Source organism: Streptomyces umbrinus (genome assembly GCF_030817415.1).
Lineage (GTDB): Bacteria > Actinomycetota > Actinomycetes > Streptomycetales > Streptomycetaceae > Streptomyces > Streptomyces umbrinus_A.
Genome location: NZ_JAUSZI010000002.1, coordinates 4,761,176 through 4,785,234, shown reverse-complemented (window position 1 = coordinate 4,785,234; position 24,059 = coordinate 4,761,176). Strand labels below are relative to the sequence as shown.

Genomic DNA, 24,059 nt, shown 5'->3' with positions numbered 1-24,059 from the left:
CGGCCGTTCTCCTCAGAGTCGTCATCCGATGGCGATGCGGGTCTTCCAGTAGCTTGCGGGGGCGATGATCTCTGTGCCGGCTCCTGAGAGGACGGTTTTGCCGCCTGCGTAGAAGCGGACCGAGCCGTCGGAGCGTACGGTCCAGATGTCGGGGATGGAGTCTCCGTTGGCGTCCGGTGTTCCGATGAGTAGCGGGATGTTGGCGCTGGACCAGCCGGCCGCGCCGTACTCGGTGTCGGCGCCCCCTGAAGAGGCGGCTCCGGATTTCAGAGAGTCCATGTTCACCCCGCCGCCGCTCGCGGCGATTCCCTTGCGCAGCAACAGGCGCTCGGAGACATCAGTGCGGTAGACGATGTCGGTGATGCCGTCTCCGCTGATGTCCTGGGCGGTGACCAGGTCGCGCTCGGTCCACGTCGAGGCGGCCAGACGCATCGCCTGGTCGATGGTCGCTCCGTGGTAGCCGGTGAAGGCCCACAACTCGTCGCCGACGGTGGCGAAGAAGTCGGTCCTGCCGTCACCGGTGGCGTCACCGGCGGACACGATCTGGGTGAGGCTCGCCGGGCTGGGAGCTCCGTCGGGCAGCAGGATCTCGCGGCGCTTGTCGACGTTGACGGCGCCGTAGCCGTCGCCCGGGTAGACCCACAGCTTGCCTTCGACGCGGACGATGAGGTCCTGGAGGCCGTCGCCGCCGTAGATGTCGCCGTTGTGGGTGATCAGCGCGCCCTTGAAGTGCCCGGAGGGTGCGGCCACGAAGGGCGGCAGGTCGTCCCCGTTCGGGTCCTTCTCCGGGTTGGCGCGGTAGGCGCCGGACATCGAGTAGTCCAGGTCGCCGGATCCCTTGGTGAGGTCGCTCGTGGCCTGCGAGGGGTACAGGGAGAGGTTCCCGCCCTCGGTGACGACCATCAGGTCGGCGAGCTTGTCGCCCGTGAAGTCGCCCGGGGCGTCAGCCTGGTCGCGGGGGGTGACGTAGAAGAAGTACTTCGTCGGCTGCGAGACGTTGCCCGCGCCGTCCACGGTCCTGACGTACAGCACGTTGGGGCCGGCGGTCGGCGGCTTGGCGTTGCCGATGGTGGCGCTGACGGTGGTGGCCGTTCCGGACGTACGTGTGAGCGAGCCGGTGTAGGAGGCCGAGTTGAAGCCGTACTCGTAGCGAACGACGTCAGTGTTGAGGGCGCGAACGGTGAAGGAGCCCGCGGTGCCGAACTTGAGGGTGCTCCAGTTGGCATCCTCGCTGTCATTGCCGAAGCCGTTCTCGCTGCCGTCCGCGTTCGGGAAGTCGGTGGAGCTGACCTTTGGCGGCTTGGGCGCGGCGGTGTCGAGGACGAAGCGGCACGGTGTCTTGGCTGGGCTGTAGCCGGAGGTGGCGTTGGCGTCGTCGACGGCTCGCACCCGCCAGGAGTAGGTCGTGCCGTTGGTGAGGGTGCTGGGAGAGAAACCGTTCGTGGTGCGCAGAGCGGTGTCCTTGTCACCGCCGACCGAGACCTTTCCGATGGATTTCAGCAGATCACCGGTGGTGTCCCACTTGCCCTTGGCCCACAGGTCGAAGTCGAGGTAGTCGAGGTTCTTGTCCTTGTCGGATGCCCGGGCGGTGAAGGTCAGATTGCCGGAACCCATCCGGATGTACGGCTCGGTGGTGGTGCACTTGCCCTCGGGGCCGAGGTCGAGCGACTTGGAGTCGACGGTCGGCTTGCGGTTGTAGACGAGTTCCAGGACGGGCGCGTTGTCCCCGTTGGCCCGGAACTTCTTCCACGCGTACTGCGAGTGCTCGTCGCGGGCCCGCAGGCCGAACGTGATGGTGTCCTCACCTTTGTCGGCTCGCTTCTGAGCAGCCTTCTTCACGTCGAAGGTCTCGTACGCGTCCCGGCAGCCGGACTTGTAGCCGTGCGCGAAGCTCTTGGTCGCGAACTTGTTTCCGTCGTGCAGCTTGGGCGCGTTCTTCCAGTTGGTGTGGGAGTTGATCTCGCCGGTGAGGTGCACGCTCATCGAGCGGTCGCTGCATGACCAAGAGTATGTCTCCAGCATGCGGAGCTTCGCGCTGGTGATCTTCGTGCCCTTGAGGTCCTTGTCGAAGGAGATGTTGAAGTACGAGCGTGAGGTGCCCCAGGTGTCGGACTCGAAGCCGACGCGTGCCTCGTGGGTACCGCCCTTGTTGAAGCCCTTGCCGTTGTAGAAGGTGGCGTTCGGGTGGCGGCTGTACGCCGTGGTCCAGTTCTGGGTGTGCTTCTTCACCGACGGGTCGATGAACACCGGGTATGTCGTGGCCGAGTTCACGAGGAAGTCCTGGGCGGGGGTGATCACCCAGTTCGCCCCGGACAGATCGGTCTCGACGAGTTCGCCGCGGGAGTCGGGGGACGGGCCGTCGAGCCCGGGCAGGCCGAGCGTGGCTGCGGGGCCGCCCTGCGAGGGGGCGGGCGTCGGCTCTGCCGGCGCGGATGGCAGTGGGGACTCCGCCACGGAGGGCTCCGGGCCGTCGGTGGCCGCCGGCAGCGTCTCGGGCGTGGTGTCGGTCTGCTCGTCCGTCTCGATGAGCTCCTCGGTGGGGCTCGGGCTGTCGCTCGGTGTGCCGGTGTCCGTGTCGGTGGGGTTGGGGCTCTCCGACGCGGTTGGCTGGGCGGTGGCTCCGACCGTTCCGTCGGTGACCGCCGGGGCGCCGCTGCTGTCCCACATCAGTGGGGTGGGCGACATGGCGACCTCGTTGCCGTACGCGCTGTCGGCTGTGACGATGCCCGAGACCGGGTCCAGCCGGAAGGTCAGGTCCTCCGAGGTGATGCCGTACGACAGTTGCTTGGCGCGTGGATCGGCTGCGGCCTGCCGGTTCTTGAGGACGACGAGTTGGCCGAAGCCCTCGTCGTCGGCGGTGAGGACCAGGTCGGCGCCCGGGAAGATCTCCGGGTAGAGGGCTCGGGAGCCGTCGATGATCGGGGTGGGAACGGGGCCCGGCCAGGTGAGTTGAATGTCGTAGCCGTCAACGGTCAGGGTGACCAGGGGAGTCGAGGTCTCGTCTGCTGCGGCAGCGCCCATGAGCCCGTTGAGCAGGGAGACGCGGTGGGCCGTGCCACGGGAGGAGCGCTGCTCCTCCTCACGCCCCTTGGAGCCGCGTCCTTCGGAGCCGGCCGAGAACACCATCCGCGCGTTGGTGGCCCTGGGTTCCCAGCCGGCCTTGGTGCGATGGAGGCCGTAGTCGATGGCCTTCCATTCGCCGCCCACCTTGGCCCGGACCGGGGAGGAGTACAGCTTCTTGGCGAGGAGACCGTCGGGCCGCGCCCAGGTGGTGGAGCGGGCCGTGTGCAGCGCGGTGACCTCGACGGACTTCCCGGTCCTGGCCGCTTGTGCGGCGGCCGCGGCTTCGGTGACCGGCTTCGCCTTCCGGACGCCGTCCGCCTCGCCGCGGGGTTCGGAATCGTCCAGGCCGAGACTCACGAAAACGATGCCGGTGGCAGCGAGAGCTGCCGCGAGTACGGCCGCGGTGGTCCGGCTCCCGGGCGCTCGACGCCAGCCGAGTCTCTTGCCCGTCCTGGTGCGCGTCATCCGGCGAGTTCCCCTTCTCCCCTTGGAACCGGCACGTGACAGGGCGCTGCCGGGCCCGCCGATGATGACCTATGAGCGGGCTGTCGTCACCCTTCGCATACGGGGGAGGGGATTGAGTCGATCAACCGTCTGAGCCGTATCCACGGTTGGGCGCGCAGGTCCATAACTGCCCGGCCGCGCAGTGGTCTTGATGCCAAACCGCCACGAGATATCTCTCAATGCCCCCATTGCCAAGGCTATTTGGCAGGGCGATTGACGAATTACGCGTTAGATCGCGAAGATCCGGAAGCGCTCGCTATATCAGGCGGGGCGAGGTCTGTGCGCTACTAACCGCTACGGCATGCTACGTACCGTGACGGTGATCACATCCGCACAGACGATCTAGCGGAACTTCACAGAGGCGCCACAGAATCTGCGCATCTGATACGCCATCACGCGTGGTCCGAACCTGGTCCCGCTTCAAGTGGTCCGGGGGACTTCGTCGTGTTCGGTCGCTTCTCGCCTGCCCGGCGCCGCCGTGGGCGTCGCCTGCGCACGGCTGTCATACCCGCCCTCGGGGCAGCCCTGCTGGTGGGCCTCCTGCCCGCTCAGTCCCTGGCGCTGCCGCCCGATCCGGCCGCGGCCGAAAAAGGCCGCGAGACGCTGGAGTTGGAGGCGCTCGGCCAGGACAAGCCCATTTCGGGTGAGGCCTTCGAGCGGGACCTGGAGACCCTGAAGGTCGACGTCCCCGAGGACCTGGAACAGGCCCCGGCCGGCACTGCGACGGCACCACCCGCCGACACAGGGACGGTCAGCTTTGGCTCGACGGCGAGCGCGGCCCAGGCGTCGACCCGCACTGGCCGGACTGCGGCACGCAAGGGCACGGCCGCGACGGCCTCCAGCCTGGGCACGGCTGCCCAGCAGGTCGACCTGACCCCGGTCGACGACCTGCCCGTCAGCCTCGGACAGGCCCCCGACCAGGCCGCGCCCACGGGCACCTGGCAGGTCTCGGTGGCCGCTCGCACCGCGCCCGTGTCCCAGGGCGTCGACGGTGCCGTCGTGACCGTCCAGGCTCCGGCGACCGGCTCCGTTCCGATCTCCGTCCAGCTCGACTACGCCGAGTTCAAGTACCTCTACGGTGCCGACTGGGCCTCCCGCCTGCGCTTCGTCCAGTTTCCTGAGTGCTACCTGACGACGCCGGACGACGAGGCGTGCCAGGCCTACGAGGAACTGGAGACGGCCAACGACACGAAGACCCAGTCGATCACGGCCACGGTCGACACGGCGGCGGACGGGACGGTGACTCCTGCGTCCGCCGCGGCGACGGGTATGGAAGGGCCGTCCATAGCCCAGGCCGCGTACCGCAGTTCGGCGACCCCGGCCGCGGCCGCCGGTGACACCGCGGTCATCGGCGCGGTTGACTCCGGTGGCGGCGGCGGAGGTTCGTTCAAGGCCACCCCGCTCGCCTCGGACGGCAAGTGGCAGGCGGGCGGATCCTCGGGCGCCTTCAACTGGTCGTATCCGCTGACCGTTCCGGCCGCGCCTGCGGGACCGGCGCCCAGCATCTCGTTCAGCTACAACTCGCAGACGGTGGACGGCCGTACGGCGGTCTCCTCGCCCCAAGCCTCCTGGATCGGCGAGGGCTGGGGATACGACCCCGGCCATATCGAGCGCCGCTACCGTGCCTGCCAGGACGACCGCAAGACGCTGAACTCCGGAGCACCCAACAACGCAGCCAAGAAGGACAAGACATCAGATCTGTGTTGGGTGTCGGACAACGCGGTGATGTCCCTGGCAGGCAAGACCACCGAGCTGGTGCGGGTCGGCGACACCGACACGTATCGCCCGCAGCAGGATGACGGCACTCGTGTCCAGCTGAAGACCGGTGGCAGCAACGGTGACAACGACGGCGAGCACTGGGTTGTCACCACCACCGACGGCACCCAGTACTTCTACGGTCTGAACAACGTCGGCGGCGGCCACGCCGACACCAACTCCGTCTCCACCGTCCCTGTCTTCGGCAACCACCCCGGCGAGCCCTGCCACGCCACCGCCTTCGCGGACTCCCGCTGCGGCGCGGGCAAGAAGCAGGCCTGGTGCTGGGGCCTGGACAAGGTCGTCGACGTGCACGGCAACGCGCTGGTCGTCAACTGGAAGCAGGAGACGAACCACTACGCCGTCAAGAAGAAGTTCAAGTCCCCCGAGCAGTACGACCGTTACGCCTACCCGACGACCATCGAGTACGGCATGCGCTCCGACCTGACCAAGCCGTCCGCCACCGTCGAGTTCGGCGTCAAGCAGCGCTGCCTGAAGTCGGATACGGACTGTGACGCGGCGAACTTCGCCAAGACCGACGACCCGGGCGCGTACCGCCCCTGGTGGGACACCCCCGGCAACCTCAACTGCAAGTCGACGTCCAAACTGTGCCCGGCCTTCCCGTCCTTCTGGACGCAGCTGCGCCTGGATACAGTGACGACGAAGGCGGCCCGCGCCGGTCAGACCGGCCTCGGCAAGGTGGACACGTACACCCTTCACCAGTCCTTCCCCGAAGACTGGTACGACACATCGCCTGGCCTCTGGCTGAACTCGATCACCCGCCGCGGCTTCGCGCCCGGCGACACCACCGGCATCCTCCAGCACAAGGACGGCGTCAGCTTCGCTGAGTACTCGGTCGGCGCGACCTCGCCCCTGAGCCTGCGCCTCAAGGACCGTCAGCTCCCCAACCTGGTCTCCAGTGGCGTGAACGACCAGCGCCCCGGCTTCACCCGACCCCGTATCGGCACGGTCGCCACCGAGTACGGCGGTGACATCGAGGTCGAGTACAAGGGCGGCTGCGCGAGCGAACCGTCCGAGGACAAGGGCAAGAACAACGGCACCTGCTATCCCATCCGCTGGTCCCCGGACGGCGACGAGAAGACGCCCGCGAAGGCGTGGTTCAACAAGTACGTCGTCGACTCGGTGACCGAGACGGACAAGGTTACGTCGCACGGCAAGCCCGTCCACACGATGTACGACTACACGGACCCCGCTTGGGCGAAGTCCGACGACGAGTTCACCCGCCCGTCCCTGCGCACGTACAGCGACTGGCGCGGCTACCGCAAGGTGGCGGTCACCAAGGGCAGCAAGTCCAGCTCCCAGCAGGGGGATCCGCAAGCCCAGTCGTACTCAGAGACGCGCTACTTCCAAGGCGCGGGCGGCGAGATCAAGGACTCAACGGGCGCGTACACGCTCCTCGCGGACGACGCTCCGCAGTACGCGGGTATGGCGGCGGAGAGCATCACCTACCTGAACTCGGACAAGCGGGTCCAGAAGCGGACGCTGAACTACCCCTGGTCGAAACAGACCGCGTCCCGTTCGAGGGAAGCCGAGAACGGCACGGACATGGACCCGCTGCTCGCCCACCGCAGCGGCACCAAGCGCACGGACGAGATCCAGACGGCCGACACGAGCTGGCGCGCCGTCCGGACGCTGACGACGGTCGACGACACGTACGGGCTGCCGATCCAGGTCGAGACGGCTGTGGTCAAGCCGAGCGGCAGCAGTGAGGTCCTGTCCGACCAGAGCTGCACCAAGACGTCGCACGTGCACAACACGTCGGCGTGGCTGATCGGGCTTCCCAAGGAGGAGCGGAGCACGGGGACCTCGTGTGCTGGGTACGACACGGCCGACCCGGCCACCAAGCTTGTGTCGGCGTCGCGGAAAAGCTACGACAACCTGGCCTACGGCGAAGTTCCCACGAAGGGGCTCGTCACCTCCTCCGCCGGGATCGACGGTGCTGGAACTTCGTACTCGGTCACCACGAAGACCACCTACGATCCGCTGGGCCGCCTCCGCACCGTCACCCAGCCGGGCACCGGTACGACCGAGACGCAGTACACCCCTGGGGACGCAGGCGGGCCGGTCACGTCAGTCAAGACGATCAACGCGAAGGGGCATGCCGCCACCACGGCCTTCGATCCGGGCCGAAGCCTTGCGCTGACGGTCACCGACGCCAACGGCCGAGTGACGCGCAGCGAGTACGACGCTCTCGGACGTCTGGTGAAGGGCTGGTCACCGTCGCGCTCGTCCGGCGGCAGGACGCCGGACATCGAGATCGACTACCAAGCGGCGATCGCCACGTCCGAGCAGACCCGACCGGCCGCCGTCACAGCCAGAACGTTGAAGGATGACGGCTCCTACAGCCGCCAGGTGACGCTCTACGACGGCCTGATGCGCCAGGTCCAGTCCCAGTCCGAGGCTCATGGCCCGGGCCGGATCATCACCGACGTCACCTACAACGACCACGGCCTGCCCGACGAGCAGACGAGCGCCTACCTCGCGAAGGGCGAGCCGGCCGCCGAACTCTTCGCCCCCAGGTCGAAGTCGCTGATCCCTAGCTGGGTCAAGCTGCGCTACGACGGCCTGGAGCGGCAGATCCGCCAGTCGACGTACTACGACGGCGACTACGAGCACGCGACGTACACGACCTACAGCGACACCAGCACGTACGTGAACCCGGCCGGCTCGACCGTCCCGCGGACCCGGACCCACACCGACGCCCTCGGCCGGGTCACCTCGATCCGCCACTACAGCAACGACGACTCGGGCTCGGATGACGGGCGCGTAACCGCCTACGAGTACGACGCGCGGGGTCAGCGCACCAAGGTTACGGACGCGGCGGGCAACGCCTGGACGTACGCGTACGACGCCCGTGGCCGACTGACGTCCACCACCGACCCGGACGTCGGCAGAACAGACACCGGATACGACGACGCCGACCGGCCGACCAAGGTGACGGACGCGAAGTCCCGGACGACGCACACGGAGTACGACGAGCTCGGCCGGATCAAGTACATCCGCGAGGGCTCCGCGACCGCCACACCCGCCAAGTCGTTCACCTACGACACACTGCCCGGTGCGCTCGGCCAGCCCGTCGCCTCGACCCGGCACACGGCGAGCGGCGACTACGTCAACCGGGTCACCGGCTACGACACCGACTACCGGCCCACCGGCAGCGAGACGCTGATTCCGGCCAACACAACGACCACCGGTCTGGCGGGCACGTACGCCTACGCGTACACCTACACCCCGACCGGCAAGCCTCTGTCGATCACGGTGCCGGCCGCGGGCGGGCTGGCGAAGGAGAAGGTCGTCACCCGCTACAACGCTGACGGTCTCGCTGAGTCGACGTCGGGTCAGGCCTGGTACACGTCCGACGCGACCTATTCGCCCTACGGCGAAGTCCTGCGGACGGTCTCCGGATCCCAGCCCAACCGGGTGTGGTCGACGAACTTCGTCGACCCGCACACGGGTCGCCTCCAGCGCACCGTCGCGGACCGGGAGACCTCAGGCCCGCACCGCATCACGGACAGCTACTACTCCTACGACGTCTCCGGCACCATCACGTCCAACGCCCGCAAGCTGTCCGAGGCTTCGGGCACGATGTGGGACAACCAGTGCTTCACGTACGACGTGATGGGCGAGCTGGTGAACGCCTGGACGTCGAGTGTCGCGCCGGACGGGACGGGCATCGGCTGCAAGTCGTCGGGCGGGGCGACCTGGGGCTATCGAACCGACTATGCCGCCTCGTCCGGCCCGGTGGCGGACGCTCCTGACGCGGCGACCGACGTGTCGAGCCCGGACGCCTCGCTGACGTCGACCCTCGCCGCGACCGCTCCGGACACGAGCACGGTCGCCACCGGCGCCACGGCCTACCGCCAGTCGTTCACCTTCGACTGGCTCGGCAACCGGGCCAACATGACAGAGCACGACCCGGCCGACGCGACGAAGAACGTCGGCTACACGTACGGCTACGGCACCCCGCAGCCGCACACCATGAAGTGGATCAGCTCCACCCCGTCGGGCAAGGGCAGCAGCTACTCGTACGACGCTGTGGGAAACACCGAAGTCCGCGACCTGTCGAACACCACGCAGAACCTGACCTGGACGTCCGAGAACAAGCTCGACGCGATCACGGACGACGGCAAGAAGACGACATACGTCTACGACGCCACCGGCAATCGCGTCCTGGAGAACTCACCGTCGGGCTCGACGCTCTACCTGGGCGAGACCGAGCTGACGACGGACGCCACCGGGACGATCACCCGCGCCTCACGTGCCTACGGCCAGGCCGGGGCACCCACGGTGGTCCGCACCACGAGCAACGGCGCCACCACGGGCCACAAACTCAGCGTGCTGCTCGCGGATCACGTGGGCACGGCGAACACAACAGTGGAACTGTCGAGCGGCCAGCCGGTCACCCGCCGAGCCTTCAAGCCCTACGGCGAAGTCCGCGGGCCCAAGCCGTCGACCTGGCCCAACAAGCGCAGCTACCTGGGCGTCGGCATCGACGACGCGGCCACCGGGCTGACCCACATCGGCGCTCGCGAGTACGACCAGAACTCGGGCCGCTTCCTCTCGGCCGACCCGATCATCAACATCGCGGACCCGTTGCAGATGAATGGCTACGCCTACAGCGGCAACAGCCCCGTCAGCAAGAGCGATCCCACTGGTCTGTGCCCGTTCATCGACTGCCCGACCCGTCCGGATGCCAACGCCGAGAACACCACGCCGGGCCATACGCCGGGGAAGAGGAAGAACTCACAGAACCACCAGGCAGCGCTGGCCCGGGGCACCGCCTATCCGGCCGCAACGGTGTCCAGTAAGAAACACGCGGAGATCTACCCCGGCGTATTCGTGGACAAGCAGTGGAAATACGCCAACGAATTCGCGCGCCTCCTCAACCGGCAGATCGACAATCACTGCCAGGAGACTTCCGGCTGTCTGCTTGATGCGCAGGACCAGGAGGAAGCTGAAGCAGACCGGCAGCAACTCATGCACCTCAAGCTTCTCGCGTGCATGAGCCTGGGACGGAAGAGCGGCTGCCTGGGCAAGGTGGCTTTCATCGGACCTTCCATGGGCTTCTTGTCCAAGTCGACGGTCGGAGAGGGGCCAGGAAGTCTGGGAGGGGGCTCCGGAGGGCGCGGTCTGAAGGCCCCGTGCAAGTGCTTCCTGGCCGGCACCGACGTGCTCATGTCGGATGGCAGCACGAAGGACATCGAGGATGTCGAACTCGGCGACAAGGTCCAGGCCACCGACCCGCGAACCGGCGAGTCCGGCCCCAGACGAGTCACCCGTCTGATCATCACCGAGGACGACAAGCACTTCAGCGAGCTGTCCATCGCCACACAGGACGGCATCGAAAAGCTCACGGCCACCCATGAGCACCCCTTCTGGTCGCCGTCCGAGCACAGTTGGGTCGAGGCAGGCGATCTCGCGCCGGGTATGACCCTGCTCACCGATGCCGGTGACACTGTCATCGTCACCGGCAGCCGCTCCTTCACCAAGCACACCCGGACGTACAACCTCACGGTTGACGACCTGCATACGTACTATGTGCTCGCCGGAGACACTCCAGTTCTCGTGCATAACAGTGGTCCCGGCTGTGGATCTGCGTGGGTTGATTCGAACAGCATTCCCCACCACTTCAAGCACGCTGAGGACTTCGGAATCATGGGGAAAGAAAGCAAGGCGACCAAGCAAGCGTTCGTTGATGCGATAGGGGACTTTGTGAAGAACCCTGGGAACGTTCAGATCGCGGGAACCTATCGGGGAACCCCGGCTCGGCATTTTGTGGATCCTAATTCAGGGCGCCACGTCTCTGTTGATCTCGATAGCGGAAAGATGCTAGGCGCCTGGAAGTCCGATCCAGGATCAGACCAGTTCTGGTACCTGACGATGCATGGGAAGCTGTAATGGCCAAGCTAGAGCCGTTCCTGGTGCTTGCCTCTGCGGTGGCAGAGGGGAGGCTGTCGGCAGCTGATTTTTCGACAGTGTGCCTTCCCCTGTACAAGAACTATTCGGGATCATATCCGTCGCCCGACCATTATCAGTTGGCCACTGACCTGTTTTATCTGGCGCATGATCACTATGCGGGTGAGGGTGATCCAATCCCGGGGGCGATTAGTGATGCTCAAGTGCAAACGGGAGCGGCAGAAATTGCGCATCGAATGCGTTCACTTCTGCGCTGACACGTGTTCGAATCGAGGGCCTTAGGTGCTCGAAAAGGCGGGCTTGCACGAGACTCGAAATGAGTCTCTTCGAGGCGCAGGCCCGCCTTGACGGCAGTAGTTGACAGCAACGTCAGCGGACGGAGACTTCGCAAAGGGGTGGTTCGGCGTCGTCGTCGGGCTCGCCGGTGATCTCGGCGGGCGTTACCAGGAAGATCGATGGCATCGCGCTGGAGGCGGAGCCGGACGTGGGCGTAGACGGTGGCGGTGACGCCGATGTGGGCGTGCCGAGGATTTCCTTGATCACTACGAGTTCCACTCACTGCTCCAGGAGGAGGGTCGCCGCCGAGTGACCGGAGGTCGTGGAACCGGATGCGGCGGAGCTTCGCCCTGTGAAGCAGAGCGGTGAAGTGCCGGGTGAGGGTGGCCCCTTCAATCGGGGCACCGCTGGGCCGAGTGAAGACGTAGCCGCTGTCCTGCCAACCTTCGCCCGCCGCCTTTCGCTCCAGGCGCTGCTGGGTGCGGTGCTGTTCGAGGGAACGCAGGCACGGCGTAGGCAGGGCGATGCGTCGTTCGGAGCTCTGGGTCTTGGTCGGGAGGGCGGTCAGACCGTCGGAGTTGGTGCGCTGGAGAGTGCGGCGGATGCTGGCGGTTCCGCCAGCCAGGTCAAGGGCGTCCCGCTGACGCGGGCCGCCGCGCGCCGGCGGTCGGTGACCGCCGCCCGCTCCTGTCTGCCGCCCCGCTGGCGACGGCCGCCGACCACTCGGCGCGCAGAGCCCGGGAGCGTAAGCCGGATCACCAATCGGAAGCCCCGGTCCGACCGCTCAGCAGCAGACTGGCCGGGCACCTGAGAGGCCGCCCGGGGGGCTCGCGCCGTCCCGGACGCCCATGCTTGCTGCCTGGATGGGGGCGTGACGATGGAGATAACTGGGCTGATGCCGGTGCGGGGTTGAGCGAGACACACGTGGCGGGTGGCCGGTCGGCGCGCCCGCCGTCGTGGCTGACTTTCTGTGGCAGAGGCCAGAACCCCCACAGTCATGGGTACGGCACGTGAGGGCCCGTCCCTGCCGGGGCTGACGAGTGCGGGGGAGCCTCGATCGGCTGCGCCCGGCAAGGACGGGAGTCGGGTGGGTCAGCGCGGTGCGGTGCCTGGGCGAGCGGGGCGGGTCACGTCTGGCGCCAGGTCCGCCAGGGGCGGGTGATGATCTCCCGGTAGGTGTGGTGGGACGGGTTCTGGCCGCAGTGCCGCAATACCCAGTCCTGCGGTTCGGCGAAGTCCTCGCTTGTCGGTGAGGTCTCTCCGTCCACGGCGCACTGCATCGCGTACAGGACCGGCTCCGCGTCCGGCTCGCGGTCGGGCTGGAGGGTCCAGGTCTCGTAGCGCAGGACTGAGCGAGGGGTCACCGTCCCCACCTCCGGTTGGCCGTGGCCACTTTCGCGCTCAACTCCTCCGTCGGAGTCGGCGTACGTACGTCCTCGGGCGGCACGTCCCACTCCCGGCCGCCGCTCGGTGGCCGAAGCTGCACGTACGTCCCCACATGCCCCATCACCACGCCCACCTTGCCGCTCCGCCGGTCGACCACCAGGGCGCCGGCATCGGGCGAGACGGTGTGCCCGTCGGCATCTGGGGTGGGGGCCGTCATCGTGACCGCCCCGGCGAGGCGGCGCGTGACCGGCCGTCCAGTCGCAGGGCGGGAAGACATGGGGTGGCGCTCATTCGCACGGTGACGCTCCTTGGCGGCGTTGATGCGTGCCCCTGGGCCTGTTGGTGCCGCAGGGTCGGCACCGATCCTCACGCCGGTCACCGGGACGAAGGAACCTCCACCAAACCCCACTTCGGGACGTCTTGCACCGTGTAGAACGTCCCTGGTGTCGTCCTGAGACGAAGGGGGAGACTCGTGCCGAACGAGAGACTACGAGCCGTCATGGCGGCGGGAGGCTGGACGTACGCCGCACTCGCTCAGCAGGTCGAGGTCGACCCCAAGTCGGTCGAGCGCTGGGTGAACCTCGGGCGTATCCCACGTCGTGCCACCGCCCTCCAGGCGGCCAAGGCCCTGGGAGAAGACGTGCACGCACTCTGGCCGGCGCTCCGCCAGGCCCGCCCCGCCCGCGCGATCAGCCCCGAACTGGTGGCGCTCTACGAGCAGCGAGCCGATCTCCCCGTCTCGGCGTTCACCGACCTGATGGCCCAGGCCCGGGAACGGATCGACATCCTCGTCTACGCGGCAGTCTTCCTCCACGAGGCGTACCCGCGGCTGAACGAACTCCTCACCGAACGCGCCGCCGAAGGCTGCACCGTCCGCATCGCGATCGGGGACCCCGACAGCGACAACGTCCAAGCCCGCGGCAAGGAGGAGCGGTTCGGCCACGGCATCGAATCCCGCTGCCGCCTCGCGCTCATGCACTACAGACCCCTCGCCGCCACCCCAGGCATCGAAGTCCGCACCCACGAAACCACGCTCTACAACTCCCTCTACCGCGCCGACGACCAGCAACTCGTCAACGCACACGTCTGGGGCGTCAACGCCTACGCCGCCCCCGTATGGCATCTTCGCCGACACCAGGAGAGCGGCATGTTCGACACCTACGCCGAGAGCTTCAACGCCGTGTGGGCGACGGCAACCCCCGTACGAGAGGAAGGCTGACCGTGGCCCGCACCGAGTACTACGACGACCCGAACGCGCCCAAGCCGAACAGCATGGTCGTCGCCGCATCCGCCGTCGTCACCGACGACCACGGGCGCATCCTCCTCCAGCGCCGCCGCGACAACGACCTGTGGGCTCTGCCCGGAGGCGGCATGGACCTCACCGACTCCCTGCCAGGCACGGCCGTCCGCGAGGTCAAGGAAGAGACCGGCCTCGACGTAGAGATCACGGGCCTGGTCGGCACCTACACCGACCCGAAACACATCATCGCCTACACCGACGGCGAGGTCCGCCGCCAGTTCAACGTCTGCTTCACCGCCCGCATCACCGGCGGCCAACTGGAGATCTCCGACGAGTCCACCGAACTCCGGTTTGTACCGCCGGAAGAGATCGAACAGCTGCCGATGCACCACACCCAACGACTCAGGCTCCAGCACTTCCTGGAACAGCGAGAGAAACCGTACCTGGGCTGAACCATCTGACGGCAGTAGCGACGGCAACAACCCCGCACAACCACGGACACCCACGCACCTCACCGGACCAGCAAACCGCACTTGACCTGCGAAAAAGCAGGTCGAAGGCTTCGCGTAGCACACGTACTATGTGCTGGCGGGAGAGACGCCGGTCCTTGTCCATAATTCCAACTGCACAGTTTATCGGACACAGACTTCCCATCCTGATAGCCAGCGTCTCGCGATCGATGCGGACGGCAACGTCTCGCTGAGTGGAGAAGGTCGTTTGTACTTGAATATGAGTGGCAATGCTTCGCATTCGCTGCAGTTCCGTGGTCCAGGCGGACAAGTTTTGGCGTTCGATATGGATGACGCATTCGTGAGCCGTGTGCGGGAGTCGGCTCTTCCGCAGCGACAGCCGCCTGACTTTTCGGGCAGTGCGCGAGAATGGCGGCATCTCCGAGCCTCAAATCCCGAAATTGCGGACCGATCTAAACCTGGACTGTACGGAATCCCATCGAGTATGTTCGATGAGTTTAGGGCGGCAATCATTCCCGGTTCTGGTCGGGTGGTCCGGTGAGTTCACGAAGGTTTGCCGGTGAACTTGAGCGAGTCGATTCCTCTCCCGCAGGTGGAGGGGAAGACCCGCCGGTGCTTGCTACGTTCCTGATTGACGCCAGCATGGACGCGATTAGCTATGTGGCTAGGCTCCGCTCTGTTTTGTCTGCTGCAATTCGCACAGTGAACCAAGCGGAATTTGATGAGGAAAGAATTCCGGAGACCCTGATTCCTGCCTGGTTCGCAGAAGTGACTCGCGGCTCCGTGGTCGTCGGCGGCGACGCCGCGGCCTCCTGGGGAGCCCAGCAGTATGTTTCGCGTCGAGGTGAAGAGCCATGGGACCTTCAGGACTGGCTCTTCTGTTTCGATCCACAGTTGAGGGGTTGGGCATGGTGGGATGCGACTCGAATTTCCCAGAGTGCGGTGCTGCTGTGGGTCGATTCGTCTGGGGAGCCAGTATTCCCGTGCGAAGAGTTCCGCTGGCTGGCTTACGCCTGCGGCGCGAAAACCGTTGAGGGGCCTAATTTAAGGTCTGTTTTGGAGTGGCGGCAATCGAGTCAGCGTCCGGCAACATAGAGAAATTGTCTTGGCTCTAACGCATTATGTGGAGAACCTGCGAGCACTTTGACGGCAACGTCAGCGAACGTCTGCAGGACAGGGGTTGATCGCTGTGACTGTAGGGCATCGGGCTCAGGGCGGTGTTCAGGGCGTTGATCGCCTGGTGCTGGAGGCGAATTCGGACGTGGGCATCTCTGGATTGGTGGGTTTCGGCCTGGGCATGGCCGTCCTATCGGCACTCACCTGACTGCTCCCCATCACGTATCCAGGCACCCTACGTATGACGAGAGGGACGGGGACGTCAAGAGCGATTGGCTATCTGCGTGCGTGCCGCGGCCAGCAGTGAGTGGAGGCCCGAGGGGCGAAGCGTGAGGGTGGTCGTCGGGTCGTCCGATTCGCGGAGATGGATCGTTCCGTCGAGGGCGGTGGCGAGTTCGACGCAGTTGTTTCCCTCGCTGCTGTAGGACGACTTCTGCCAGTGGAGGGTGGGCACTTCTGGACCTTTCACAGGGCGTTGATGATCTCGCGGATGAGGTCGCGCGACGCGGCTTCCTTGAGGGCGACCGCTTCGAAGTGGGACATGAACGTGCGGTAGTTCTCCAGCTGAAAGTCCGCGTGCAGGAATACGGACCCATGTTCGGCGTCGAGTTGCACGGTGTCCAGCTGGGGGACAGGTCCTTCGGCGTACAGGACGGTCTGTCCGGCGCCGGGGAAGATGCCGGCCTCGTAGGGGATCACCAGGACGGTGACGTGGTCCCTATCGCTCATCTCGACGATGTGCTCCAACTGTTCACGCGTCACATCCCGACCGCCGAACCTCATTCGCAGGGCGGCCTCGTGAATGATCGCGGTGTACGAGGTCGGGCTGTCCGCGAAGAGGATGCCCTGACGCTTGATGCGATGCGTGACCCGGTACTCCACCTCGGGCGGCGACAGTTTGGGGATGGACTGCCTGAAGACGAGGCGTGCGTAGTCGACCGTCTGGAACAGGCCGGGGATGTGGGCGATCTGAGCCGTGCGGATCGTTGTCGCGTGGTGCTCCAGTTCGGACAGGTCGAGCAGCCCCGAGGGCAGGGACTCGCGGTACTCCTCCCACCAGTTGCGCCCCCGACTCGCAGTCATGGCTGAGAGCGCCTCGATATACGGCTCGTTCGAACAGCCGTAACTGTGGGCGAACATGCGAACGCGGTCGATGCTGACACCGAAACGCCCGGCTTCGATGGAGCTGATGCGTGCCGCGTTGACGCTCAGCAACTCCCCGGCCTCGCGTGCGGTCAGCCCCGCCCGTTCTCTTAGTTTGCGCAGCTCAGCACCGATGCGCTGCTGCCGTACGGTCGCTGCTGATCTTGGTGGCATGCCGCAGCCCTCTCACCCTTAGGGGTAATGGTTCTACGTGAAGAGTAGTAACCCTACTCCCGATCCTCTACCTTCAGTGGCGTACCAACTACCCACCGTGGTTACGGACTTCACGGAAGTGCACCGCCATGCCCGCACGCAGGCCGGCGGCAGAGCCACCGACCGTGCCACCCGCCCCCCATCCAACCCCCGTACCTCAACGAGGAGTTACGGCATGACCGAACTCGCCCTGAAAGACCTCACCGACTGCTCCCCGCTCGACGCCGACTGGGAGTACGTCCTCCGTATCCCCCGGACTCCGCTCGGCCCCGGCATCGTGCGTGCCCACGTGCGGGCCGTGCTCACCCGGCACCGCGTCCGTGACGCCGTCCTCGACAACGTCGAACTCGTCGCCTCCGAGCTGGTCACCAACTCCCTTGTCTGTACGCGGGATCCCGTGTCCGTACGGATCATGCGAACGGGCGGCCGTCTGAGGTTCAGTGTGTGGGACAGCAGCCCCTATATGCCGTCCGAACGGCCGGGACCGGGGCCGGAGCAGGCCCCCGATACCGGGCAGGAGCACGGCCGCGGGCTCTGGCTCACGCGCGGGTGTGCCGACGAGTGGGGGCACTACCTCCTCGTCAACGGGCGGCGCACGACCGGAGGCAAGGAGGTCTGGGCGGAGTGGCGCACCCCGGACGTACAAGGGCTAGGCACGTACGCGGACCCCGCGTGAGTCGGAACGCCGCCCATCCAGTGGGGCCCGTCCCATCGGGCGCACCCAAGTGCCCCGTGCCAAGCGGCCCCTGCGAAGTCCGGTGCGGTTGGGCAGCGCCCCAACGGGGTGCGGGGGACTGCGCCACCAGCCACCAGCCACCCGCCACGATCCACCCGCAGATGGCATACCGAACCTCCAGCGCAGCGCCTAGCCGCCGAGCCCGTGCTTGACGACTCGCTTGGCCACTTCCCTGCGTGGTTCGGCCAGTTCGGTGGCGATCCGGGACTCCCTGTCGCTGTCCGTCGTCACGGCGGCGGGCAGGGGCGGGCCTGCCAGGAGGCATTGACGGCGCAGGTGGGTCGGCGGGTGGGTCGAGTCGACGCTGTGCCCCCGGAGGGCTGCCACACGTCGCTGACGCTCGTACTCGCTCTCCGGGATCGACTTCATATGGGCGCCGAGACGCTCCCACAGTCCCTGCCAGGGCTTCCGGTCCGTCGTGCCGCGTCGGCCGACCTGCTGGGCATTGGCCTCGCGTTGCAGCATGGTCGTGGCTGAGGAGACGACGAGAAAGCGGTTCATGATCGCCGCTGCCGCCTCGGTGGACCCGGCGCGGGCGGCCATCGAATCGGCGAGGTACTCGGCACGCTGCGTGGCACGCAGGGTCAGCCGGTCGAGCAGCATCAGCAATCCCTGGATCAGGGAACGCGGCACGAGGAACACCAGGTTGACGAACGCCTCCACGAGATTCGGGTTCGGAGTCGGGTCGATGAAGTAGCGCCAGGTGGTGAGCGAGCGGAGCGCGTTCCCGATGATCAGTCCGTGGCGTGTGTCCCCGTTGCTGTAGTGGCCGAGTTCATGGCCGAGAAGGGCGATTCGCTCCTGCGGGGTGAGGATCTCCCAGAGGGGGAGCCCGATCGTCAGCAGCCGGCGGCCGCGCACTCCGTACGTCGTCACGCTCGCGTTGATCTCGGTGTTGACGGCCACCGTGTCCACCCCTCTGGTGCCCACGACGGCGGCGACTTCGTCGATCAGCTCGAAGAGCGTGGGCGCGTTGGCCCGGCGCAGAAGGGGTTCGTCGTCGGGCAGTCCGGCAAACCGCGGCCGCAACGTCCACGCCAGCACCCCGAGGAAACAGCCGAGGACGACTCCCGCGCCGCCCCATCCCGTCACGACGAACCACACCGCGCCGATGGTCAGCGCCGCGGTGACGCCGTGCACCGCGAGCGCGATCAGGTAGGCCGCCAGGCCCGCGGCGTCGCGTCGCGGTCGCAGCGTCTCTCCGGCGGCCACCTCGGCAAGCAGCCTTTCGCCATGACGGCCGGCGAGTCTTCGCCGCCGTCTCTCCAGCCTCCCCGGCTCCTCGTCGGGGTCGGGCTGCTCGGGATCCACGTTCCAGTCGCAGTCGGCACACCATGTGGTGAACCGGCCGTCCGCGCGAATCCCGGCGCCGCACTGCGGGCACGGTTGCGTCGTATCCCCGACGATGGTGCGCACCGGGCGATCTCCCTTCCCCTCGGCCCCTCCCCAGAGGCCGCTCCGTTTCTGACCTGGCACAGCTGATCATTCCGGCCTCCCGGCGTAAAGCCCTCGGCCGGGCGGATACCGCGTTGGCCGAACATGCCCCAGCCCGCCGCCTGTCCACGACGAAGGCCCCGCCCCCGGAACCTGAGAAGTCCGGGAATGCAGGGCCTTCGTCAACGTACGACCGTGGAGGTCAGAAGCGGCGCGTGATCAGCGCCCTCTTCACTTCCTGGATCGCCTTCGTGACCTCGATGCCTCGGGGGCAGGCGTCCGTGCAGTTGAACGTGGTGCGGCAGCGCCAGACGCCGTCCTTGTCGTTCAGGATCTCCAGGCGCTGCTCGCCCGCCTCGTCACGCGAGTCGAAGATGAAGCGGTGGGCGTTCACGATCGCGGCCGGGCCGAAGTACTGGCCGTCGTTCCAGAAGACCGGGCACGAGGACGTGCAGGCGGCGCAGAGGATGCACTTCGTCGTGTCGTCGAAGCGCTCGCGGTCCTCCGCCGTCTGGAGGCGTTCCCGGGTCGGCTCGTTCGTGTCCTTCGTGATGAGGAAGGGCATGACGTCGCGGTACGCCTGGAAGAACGGCTCCATGTCCACGACCAGGTCCTTCAGGACCGTCAGGCCCTTGATGGGCTCGACCGTGATGGGCTTCTCGGGGTTGAGGTCCTTGATCAGCGTCTTGCAGGCAAGGCGGTTCCTGCCGTTGATCCGCATGGCGTCCGAGCCGCAGATGCCGTGCGCGCAGGACCGGCGGAACGTGAGCGTGCCGTCCAGGTCCCACTTGATCTTGTGCAGCGCGTCGAGGACACGTTCCTTCGGGTCGATCTCCAGCTGGAAGTCTTCCCAGACCGCTTCCGCCGAGACCTCGGAGTTGAAGCGGCGGATGCGGAAGGTGGCCGTGATGTACGGGGAGTCGGCGAAACCGGGCTCGGGGGTGCCGGCCGCGTCCGCCTTGTCCAGGGTGGGGGTAGCCATCAGTACTTACGCTCCATCGGCTGGTAGCGGGTCTGGACGACCGGCTTGTAGTCGAGACGGATGGACTCGGTGCCGTCGTCGCCGACCTCGCGGTACGCCATGGTGTGGCGCATGAAGTTGACGTCGTCGCGGTTCGGGTAGTCCTCGCGGTAGTGACCGCCGCGGGACTCCTTGCGGGCGAGGGCGGAGACCGCCATGACCTCGGCCAGGTCCAGGAGGTTGCCGAGCTCGACGGCCTCCAGCAGGTCGGTGTTGAACCGCTTGCCCTTGTCCTGGATCGAGACGTTCTTGTAGCGCTCGCGCAGCTCCGCGAGCTTCTCCACGGCCGTCTTGATCGTCTGCTCGGTGCGGAACACCATGACGTTGGCGTCCATGCACTCCTGCAGCTCGCGGCGGATGTCCGCCACGCGCTCGTTGCCCGTCGACGAACGCAGCCGCTCGATCTGCTCGACGACCAGCGAGGCCGGGTCCTCGGGCAGCTCGACGTGCGAGGCCACCCTCGAGGAGTACTCCGCCGCGGCGATACCCGAACGGCGCCCGAACACGTTGATGTCCAGGAGGGAGTTCGTGCCCAGGCGGTTCGCACCGTGGACGGACACGCAGGCGACCTCGCCGGCCGCGTACAGGCCCGGGACGACCGTGGTGTTGTCCGACAGGACCTCACCCTCGACGTTCGTCGGGATGCCGCCCATCGCGTAGTGCGCGGTGGGCTGGATCGGGATCGGGTCCGTGTACGGCTCGATGCCCAGGTACGTACGGGCGAACTCCGTGATGTCGGGCAGCTTGGCGTCGAGCTGCTCCGGCGGGAGGTGCGTGAGGTCGAGGTAGACGTGGTCGGCCTCGGGACCGCAGCCGCGGCCCTCACGGATCTCCGTGTAGATGGAGCGGGACACGACGTCACGGGACGCGAGGTCCTTCATCACCGGCGCGTACTTCTCCATGAAGCGCTCGCCGTCCTTGTTGCGGAGGATGCCGCCCTCACCGCGGGCGCCCTCCGTCAGCAGGATGCCCATGCGCCAGATGCCGGTCGGGTGGAACTGGAAGAACTCCATGTCCTCCAGCGGCAGACCGCGACGGTAGACCGCCGCCTGTCCGTCACCCGTCAGCGTGTGCGCGTTCGACGTCACCTTGAAGAACTTGCCGGTGCCGCCGGACGCGTAGATCACGGCCTTCGCCTGGAAGACGTGGATCTCACCGGTCGCCAGCTCGTACGCGACGACGCCGGCGGAGTGCTTGACCCCGTCGATCTCGACGATCAGCTGGTCGAGGACGTAGAACTCGTTGAAGAACTCCACGCCCTCCTTCACGCAGTTCTGGTACAGCGTCTGGAGGATCATGTGGCCGGTGCGGTCCGCGGCGTAGCAGGACCGGCGGACCGGGGCCTCGCCGTGGTTGCGGCTGTGACCGCCGAAGCGGCGCTGGTCGATGGTGCCGTCCGGGGTGCGGTTGAACGGCAGGCCCATCTTCTCCAGGTCGAGGACCGCGTCGATGGCCTCCTTCGCCAGGATCTCGGCGGCGTCCTGGTCGACCAGGTAGTCACCGCCCTTGACCGTGTCGAAGGTGTGCCACTCCCAGTTGTCCTCCTCCACGTTGGCCAGCGCGGCGGCCATGCCGCCCTGCGCGGCGCCCGTGTGGGAGCGGGTGGGGTAGAGCTTCGTGAGCACGGCGGTACGGCTGCGCTTCGTCGCTTCGATCGCGGCGCGCATGCCGGCGCCGCCCGCGCCGACGATGACTGTGTCGTACTTGTGGATCTTCATGATTCTCGTAGCCCCGGATCTAGCGGATGTTCGGGTCGAAGGTGAAGATCACCAGCGTGCCCAGCAGGATGGTGAACACCGTGGCCGTGTAGAGCAGGCCCTTGAGCCACAGCCGGGTGTTCGCGCGCTCCGCGTAGTCGTTGATGACCGTGCGCAGGCCGTTGGCGCCGTGCAGCATCGCCAGCCACAGCATCAGCAGGTCCCACGTCTGCCAGAACGGGGACGCCCAGCGGCCCGCCACGAAGGCGAAGCCGATCTTGGAGACGCCGCCGTCGAGGACGAGCTGGATCAGCAGGTGGCCGATGACGAGGACGACGAGGACGATGCCGGACAGACGCATGAAGAGCCATGCGGCCATCTCGAAGTTGCCACGGGTGGACTTCGGGGTCTTCTTCGTCCGCTTGCGCGGGGCCTCGATGAGGGGCGCCGGGTTGTCGACGCCGTAGAGGGACGCGCCCTCGACGGGGCCGATGCCGGAGGCGGCGGTCTTCTCAGTGGTGGACATTGTTGGCGTCAGCTCCCGAAGACTTCACGAGCGGCGTGGCCGAGTACGGGGTACAGGGCCCCGACCATCAGCACGACCCAGATGCCGACCACGGTCCAGAGCATCTGCTTCTGGTAGCGCGGGCCCTTCGACCAGAAGTCGACGGCGATCACACGCAGGCCGTTGAGCGCGTGGAAGAGGATGGCGGCGACGAGGCCGTACTCCAGCAGCGCGACGATCGGCGTCTTGTAGGTGGCTACGACCTTGTCGTAGTCCTCGGGGGAGACACGGACAAGAGCGGTGTCCAGCACGTGTACGAACAGGAAGAAGAAGATGAGGACGCCGGTGACTCGATGAGCCACCCATGACCACATTCCTTCCCGGCCGCGGTACAGCGTTCCAGCCGGCACGGAAGAACCCTCCGGGAGCGGGGATTGGGGCCGCGCCGGCTTCTGTGTCGGACGGGCCCGGCCGGGTACGGTCCACCGGCCCTGGCCATCGTAGCGACGTGTTGTCGGAACGTTTACGGCGGGCCTACCGATGTGATCGAACCGGCAGTCATATGGGACACGGACGGGCTACTCCGTAGGTGGGGCGGGGGCGGCTACGGGGGTGGGGTTTGCGTGGTTTGCCGGGTGCGGGTGTGTTGTGGCTGGTCGCGCAGTTCCTCGCGCCCCTAAAAGACTGCGCAGTTCCCCGCGCCCCTAGAAGCCTGCGCTGTTCCCCGCGCCCCTGAAAAGACTGCGTCCTCGTGGCCCTGGAAGTGTCGCTAGGAGACCGCGCAGTTACCCGCCGGCCTGAAAGACCTGGTGAGGCGGCCTCTGGCCAGGCGGCGGAGTTCTTCTGCGGTCAGGATTCGTTCCTCGTCGGGATCGTTTGTCAATCGTGATCGGATTCCGGCCAGGACCTGGTCGAGGGACTCCTCGGGGGCCGTGTCGTCCAGGCAGATCACGAAGACGTGGCCGAAACGGCTCTCGTAGGCGGCGTGGGCGGCGCTCAGGGCGGTGTGGGCCGCGGAGTACGCGCCTTCCGGGAGGAGGGTGAGGGATTCGCAGGCCAGGGCCTCGGCGAGATCGCCGGGGGTCAGGTCGTACGCCGCCTCGTCGGCCGCGGCCAGGAGGGACTCCAGGTCGGGGTACGGGCGGTGGGCGGCGACGCGGCGGGCCCAGCGGTGGCTGCCGCAGCAGGTGAGGAGGGCGAGCTCGGCCTCGTCGGCGGGCATGCCGTTGAACCGGTCCAGGCCGCTGGGGCGGGGTCCGGTGGGATCCGGCGCCGAGCGGGTCTGCTCCGGCAGTGCCGAGCGCCCGGACGGCTCGGGCGGGTCGGACGGGTCCGGAATGGCGACGGCCTGGCCGGGGAGGCGGGAAGGACGGTGCGCGGGCAGCGTGGGTTCCTCGGCGGTTCGGTGACGCTCGGATGTGCGCCACGCGTGGTTCGGCAGGGGGTCAAGTGAGAGATGTGTCATCACGCTATCGAGGAGTGACGCGACCTGTCCGACGGATGCCCGAATATCACCCGTAAGAGAGAGTTTAAGAACGGGCGGTGGACGGCGGCCCCGGCTGA

General features: G+C 66.9%; 18 protein-coding genes. 6 read left to right on the top strand and 12 right to left on the bottom strand.

Going from position 1 to position 24,059, the window contains the following annotated elements; genetic code table 11:
* Positions 1-21: 21 nt before the first annotated feature.
* Positions 22-3,528 (bottom strand): DNRLRE domain-containing protein, encoded by a 3,507-nt coding sequence (locus tag QF035_RS20860; protein ID WP_307521947.1) that lies wholly within the window; start codon positions 3,526-3,528, stop codon positions 22-24.
* Positions 3,529-4,011: 483 nt separating this feature from the next.
* Here QF035_RS20860 and QF035_RS20855 point away from each other — a divergent pair, with 483 nt between their 5' ends.
* Both QF035_RS20855 and QF035_RS20850 read left to right on the top strand, forming a co-directional pair.
* Entirely contained in the window at positions 4,012-11,241 is a 7,230-nt protein-coding gene (locus QF035_RS20855; RefSeq protein ID WP_307521946.1) for a polymorphic toxin-type HINT domain-containing protein, read from the top strand.
* A complete protein-coding gene (locus QF035_RS20850; RefSeq protein ID WP_307521944.1) occupies positions 11,241-11,516 on the top strand; it encodes a hypothetical protein in 276 nt (91 codons plus the stop codon). Before QF035_RS20855 ends, QF035_RS20850 begins: the two co-directional genes overlap by 1 nt.
* A 112-nt stretch (positions 11,517-11,628) precedes the next feature.
* Here the strand turns inward: QF035_RS20850 and QF035_RS55795 are convergent, their stop codons facing one another.
* The 3 genes from QF035_RS55795 to QF035_RS20835 form a co-directional block, all read right to left on the bottom strand.
* The gene (locus QF035_RS55795; RefSeq protein ID WP_373466690.1) at positions 11,629-11,814 is read right to left on the bottom strand and encodes a hypothetical protein; all 186 of its coding nucleotides are present in this window, start codon (positions 11,812-11,814) and stop codon (positions 11,629-11,631) included.
* A gap of 848 nt (positions 11,815-12,662) precedes the next feature.
* Positions 12,663-12,908 (bottom strand): DUF7848 domain-containing protein, encoded by a 246-nt coding sequence (locus QF035_RS20840; protein WP_004000830.1) that lies wholly within the window; start codon positions 12,906-12,908, stop codon positions 12,663-12,665.
* Entirely contained in the window at positions 12,896-13,138 is a 243-nt protein-coding gene (locus QF035_RS20835) for a hypothetical protein (RefSeq protein ID WP_307531280.1), read from the bottom strand. Before QF035_RS20835 ends, QF035_RS20840 begins: the two co-directional genes overlap by 13 nt.
* A gap of 282 nt (positions 13,139-13,420) precedes the next feature.
* On the opposite strand from QF035_RS20835, the gene QF035_RS20830 reads away from it, so the two are divergent.
* The 3 genes from QF035_RS20830 to QF035_RS20820 all read left to right on the top strand — a co-directional run bounded on the left by QF035_RS20830 (position 13,421) and on the right by QF035_RS20820 (position 15,726).
* Positions 13,421-14,140, top strand: a complete 720-nt coding sequence (locus tag QF035_RS20830; RefSeq protein ID WP_307531278.1) for an XRE family transcriptional regulator — start codon at positions 13,421-13,423, stop codon at positions 14,138-14,140.
* Positions 14,141-14,142: 2 nt separating this feature from the next.
* Positions 14,143-14,613 carry an NUDIX domain-containing protein gene (locus tag QF035_RS20825; protein ID WP_073501604.1) on the top strand — a complete coding sequence of 157 codons (471 nt, stop codon included), beginning with the start codon at positions 14,143-14,145 and terminating at the stop codon, positions 14,611-14,613.
* A gap of 630 nt (positions 14,614-15,243) precedes the next feature.
* Entirely contained in the window at positions 15,244-15,726 is a 483-nt protein-coding gene (locus tag QF035_RS20820; protein WP_307521943.1) for a hypothetical protein, read from the top strand.
* A gap of 283 nt (positions 15,727-16,009) precedes the next feature.
* Here the strand turns inward: QF035_RS20820 and QF035_RS20815 are convergent, their stop codons facing one another.
* The gene (locus tag QF035_RS20815; protein WP_307521942.1) at positions 16,010-16,201 is read right to left on the bottom strand and encodes a DUF397 domain-containing protein; all 192 of its coding nucleotides are present in this window, start codon (positions 16,199-16,201) and stop codon (positions 16,010-16,012) included.
* An 11-nt stretch (positions 16,202-16,212) separates the two neighbouring features.
* Complete coding sequence (locus QF035_RS20810; RefSeq protein ID WP_307521941.1) at positions 16,213-17,064, bottom strand: helix-turn-helix domain-containing protein; 852 nt, start codon at positions 17,062-17,064, stop codon at positions 16,213-16,215.
* Positions 17,065-17,278: 214 nt separating this feature from the next.
* Between QF035_RS20810 and QF035_RS20805 the strand changes: the two genes are divergently transcribed.
* On the top strand, positions 17,279-17,779 hold the full coding sequence (locus QF035_RS20805; protein WP_307521940.1) for an ATP-binding protein: 501 nt from the start codon (positions 17,279-17,281) through the stop codon (positions 17,777-17,779).
* Positions 17,780-17,968: 189 nt separating this feature from the next.
* On the opposite strand, the gene QF035_RS20800 is transcribed toward QF035_RS20805, so the two are convergent.
* The 6 genes from QF035_RS20800 to QF035_RS20775 form a co-directional block, all read right to left on the bottom strand.
* Positions 17,969-19,255, bottom strand: coding sequence for a M48 family metallopeptidase (locus QF035_RS20800; protein WP_307521939.1), 1,287 nt, complete (start codon positions 19,253-19,255; stop codon positions 17,969-17,971).
* A gap of 220 nt (positions 19,256-19,475) precedes the next feature.
* The gene (locus QF035_RS20795) at positions 19,476-20,255 is read right to left on the bottom strand and encodes a succinate dehydrogenase iron-sulfur subunit (protein WP_269649000.1); all 780 of its coding nucleotides are present in this window, start codon (positions 20,253-20,255) and stop codon (positions 19,476-19,478) included.
* Entirely contained in the window at positions 20,255-22,012 is a 1,758-nt protein-coding gene (sdhA, locus tag QF035_RS20790; protein ID WP_307521937.1) for a succinate dehydrogenase flavoprotein subunit, read from the bottom strand. Before sdhA ends, QF035_RS20795 begins: the two co-directional genes overlap by 1 nt.
* A 19-nt stretch (positions 22,013-22,031) precedes the next feature.
* Entirely contained in the window at positions 22,032-22,517 is a 486-nt protein-coding gene (locus QF035_RS20785; protein WP_055618602.1) for a succinate dehydrogenase hydrophobic membrane anchor subunit, read from the bottom strand.
* An 8-nt stretch (positions 22,518-22,525) separates the two neighbouring features.
* Positions 22,526-22,906 (bottom strand): succinate dehydrogenase, cytochrome b556 subunit, encoded by a 381-nt coding sequence (gene sdhC / locus QF035_RS20780; protein WP_079053671.1) that lies wholly within the window; start codon positions 22,904-22,906, stop codon positions 22,526-22,528.
* Between the two features lie 359 nt (positions 22,907-23,265).
* A complete protein-coding gene (locus tag QF035_RS20775; RefSeq protein WP_373466968.1) occupies positions 23,266-23,835 on the bottom strand; it encodes a 2-oxo-4-hydroxy-4-carboxy-5-ureidoimidazoline decarboxylase in 570 nt (189 codons plus the stop codon).
* Positions 23,836-24,059: the final 224 nt, after the last annotated feature.

Excerpts from the sequence above, each read along its gene's own strand:
- sdhA (WP_307521937.1), bottom strand. The coding sequence starts at position 22,012 with ATGAAGATCCACAAGTACGACACAGTCATCGTCGGCGCGGGCGGCGCC.
- QF035_RS20850 (WP_307521944.1), top strand. The coding sequence starts at position 11,241 with ATGGCCAAGCTAGAGCCGTTCCTGGTGCTTGCCTCTGCGGTGGCAGAG.
- QF035_RS20835 (WP_307531280.1), bottom strand. The coding sequence starts at position 13,138 with ATGACGGCCCCCACCCCAGATGCCGACGGGCACACCGTCTCGCCCGAT.
- QF035_RS20860 (WP_307521947.1), bottom strand. The coding sequence starts at position 3,528 with ATGACGCGCACCAGGACGGGCAAGAGACTCGGCTGGCGTCGAGCGCCC.
- QF035_RS20805 (WP_307521940.1), top strand. The coding sequence starts at position 17,279 with ATGACCGAACTCGCCCTGAAAGACCTCACCGACTGCTCCCCGCTCGAC.
- QF035_RS20785 (WP_055618602.1), bottom strand. The coding sequence starts at position 22,517 with ATGTCCACCACTGAGAAGACCGCCGCCTCCGGCATCGGCCCCGTCGAG.
- QF035_RS20810 (WP_307521941.1), bottom strand. The coding sequence starts at position 17,064 with ATGCCACCAAGATCAGCAGCGACCGTACGGCAGCAGCGCATCGGTGCT.
- QF035_RS20830 (WP_307531278.1), top strand. The coding sequence starts at position 13,421 with ATGGCGGCGGGAGGCTGGACGTACGCCGCACTCGCTCAGCAGGTCGAG.
- QF035_RS20795 (WP_269649000.1), bottom strand. The coding sequence starts at position 20,255 with ATGGCTACCCCCACCCTGGACAAGGCGGACGCGGCCGGCACCCCCGAG.